This window comes from uncultured Mucilaginibacter sp., assembly GCF_903913935.1.
Taxonomy (GTDB): Bacteria; Bacteroidota; Bacteroidia; order Sphingobacteriales; family Sphingobacteriaceae; genus Mucilaginibacter.
Window position 1 is genome coordinate 1 of the sequence record NZ_CAIWNH010000380.1, and the last position, 2,775, is coordinate 2,775.

A 2,775-nucleotide genomic window follows, 5' to 3' on the forward strand; every position below is an offset into this window, starting at 1 on the left:
CAGCAAGCAATTCCTTATACCAAACTGATATGGAAGCTTATTTACAAACCTGGCAAGCTGGAAGCCAGGGGCTTCAAAGGCGGAAAGCTGGTAACAACTGATATTGTTGAAACAACAACCAACCCGGCAGAGGTGGCACTCACGAGCGATTGGCAGGTACTTAAAGCCGATGGTTGCGATGTGGCGGTAATTAGGGTTGCCATCAAAGATTCAAATGGCAGGGTTGTCCCGGTAGCCGACAACCTGGTCACATTTTCAATTGATGGACCGGGTAGAATAATTGGTACAGGCAATGGTAACCCCAGCAGCCACGAACCGGATAAAGCCAGCAAACGGATGGCGTTCAACGGATATTGTTTGGTGCTGGTGCAATCAAATAAACAGGCTGGGGAAATTCGGTTAAAAGCCACTTCCGGAACGCTCAAAGGAGACGAGGTTGTCCTAAAAGTTCAATAAAGTTGAACTACTGAAATATCGCTTGGTCAAAAAAACAGATCATTATGAAACAACATCGTATTAACAACAAAGTATATCGCATAAAAACAATAGTTATAGCCTGCATGCTTTTGGCTGGCAACATGGTATGCCATGCTCAAAGTCCCGGGAAAATTGACCAAAAACAGCTATTCGATTATAGTTGGAAATTTTATCTGGGAGATACAGCATTAGCAAAATCAAAGGATTTTAACGACATGAGTTGGCGGAGCATTGATTTGCCACACGATTGGAGTATTGAAGGGAAAATAAGTCCTGGAAACTCAACTGGCGGCGAAGGGGGATATTTTCCGGCAGGTGTTGGTTGGTACCGAAAGTCTTTCAAAGCGCCGGGTGAATGGAAATGCAAAAAAGTTTCCATTTATTTTGAAGGGGTTTATATGAATTCTGAAGTTTTTATTAACGGAAAATCGCTTGGAACTTATCCCTATGGTTATTCATCATTTAGTTATGATCTTTCGCCCTACCTGGATTTTAATAGCGAAAATGTGATTGCGGTAAGAGTAGATAATTCCCAACAACTGAACAGCAGGTGGTACAGTGGTTCCGGTATCTATCGCCATGTTTGGATGATAACTACAAACGCGGTCCACGTAGCAGATTTGGGCGTCTCAATTACAACTCCCGATGTTTCCCCGAAAAAAGCAACAGTTCAAATTAAAACAATAATAAAAAACGAAACAGGCTCGGCTCAAAGTGTTCTTATCAGCACCCGTTTAGCAGATGGGAATTCTAAAAATGGAGGGCATAGCCAAATAAAGATTGAACTAGCCGCCAATAGTGAGAAGGAAATCGCCCAAACCATAACGGTGACTGATCCACTGCTATGGACACCGGAAATTCCCCATTTATATAATGCCCGGATACAGTTATTGCAAAATAAGAACGTTGTTGACGAAACAAGTACCAATTTTGGCATACGTTCCATAAAATTTACACCGGAAAATGGTTTCCAGCTGAATGCCAAAGTTGTTAAACTTAATGGTGGCTGTATGCACCACGATAATGGTTGCCTGGGCGCCGCTGCTTTTGACCGTGCTGAAGAACGTAAAGTCGAGTTGCTTAAGGAAGCCGGATTTAACGCTGTAAGAACTTCTCATAATCCCCCATCCGAAGCGTTTTTAAATGCTTGCGACAGATTGGGCCTGTTAGTAGTTGATGAATCATTTGACTGCTGGCGGGCAGGGAAAAAGAAATATGACTACGCGCAGTATTTTGATCGTTGGTGGAAACGTGATTTAGATGCGATGGTTTTGCGCGACCGTAATCATCCTTCAATTATTATGTGGAGTATTGGCAATGAAATAGTTGAAAGAGGTAGCCCCGAAGCTGTTAAAACAGCCAGGATGCTAGCAAATGCTGTAAAAGAAATAGATACGACCCGCCCTGTTACATCTGCTATTGTAGAAGCCGGCAAGGATTGGGCGGCCCTTGATTCCCTGATGGCTGCGCATGACGTTGGTGGTTATAATTATCATTTGTGGAGTGCACCTTCGGACCATCAAAGGGTTCCTTCGCGGATAATTTTTCAAACAGAGTCCTACCCGAAGGACGCCTTTTCCAATTGGAAGTTGGTGCAAAACAACAATTACGTTATCGGAGATTTTGTTTGGACAGCCGTAGATTATCTCGGAGAATCAGGGATAGGTCGTTGGTACTATTCGGGGGATGTGCCTGGTGAACACTGGGAACATGACTTATTTCCATGGCATGGCGCTTATTGCGGCGATATAGATATAACTGGATGGAGAAAACCCATCTCACATTACAGAAGCATGTTGTATAATAGCACCGAAAAACTTTACATGGCGGTACGTGAACCTGCTCCTGATCCCCTTGAAATTAAAACAACCTGGTGGGCGGTTTGGCCAACCTGGGAAAGCTGGAACTGGCCCGGTTTTTTAGGAAAGGACATCCAGGTAGAAATTTATTCAAAGTACCCCAGGGTAAGGCTTTACCTCAACGATAAACTCATCGGCGAGAAGCCAACGACTGGTGAACAGGAATATAAAGCCACATTTACGGTACCTTATTTGCCAGGCCAGCTTAAAGCAGTAGGGGTAGATAATGATAAGGAAGTTGAATCGACCATTTTACAAACTTCCGGTGATGCGGCTAAAATTCAATTAACTGCCGATCGAAAAGAAATAGCAGCAAATGAACAGGACTTGTCTTATGTTATTGTAAATATAACAGATAAGGATGGTGTATTTCAACCAAATGCAGCAAACCTTCTGCACTTTAAAATTGAAGGCCCCGGTACAATTGCAGGCGTTTCAA

The 2,775-nt window shown here is 43.3% G+C and carries 1 protein-coding gene and 1 pseudogene; both read left to right on the forward strand.

Translation table 11 applies throughout. The features are described from left to right. Window positions 1-456: pseudogene (locus tag QZY09_RS15330) on the forward strand (glycoside hydrolase family 2 protein); the annotation flags it as partial. A gap of 44 nt (window positions 457-500) precedes the next feature. After that, on the forward strand, window positions 501-2,775 hold a 2,275-nt coding region (locus QZY09_RS15335), incomplete at its 3' end, for a glycoside hydrolase family 2 TIM barrel-domain containing protein (protein ID WP_295673773.1).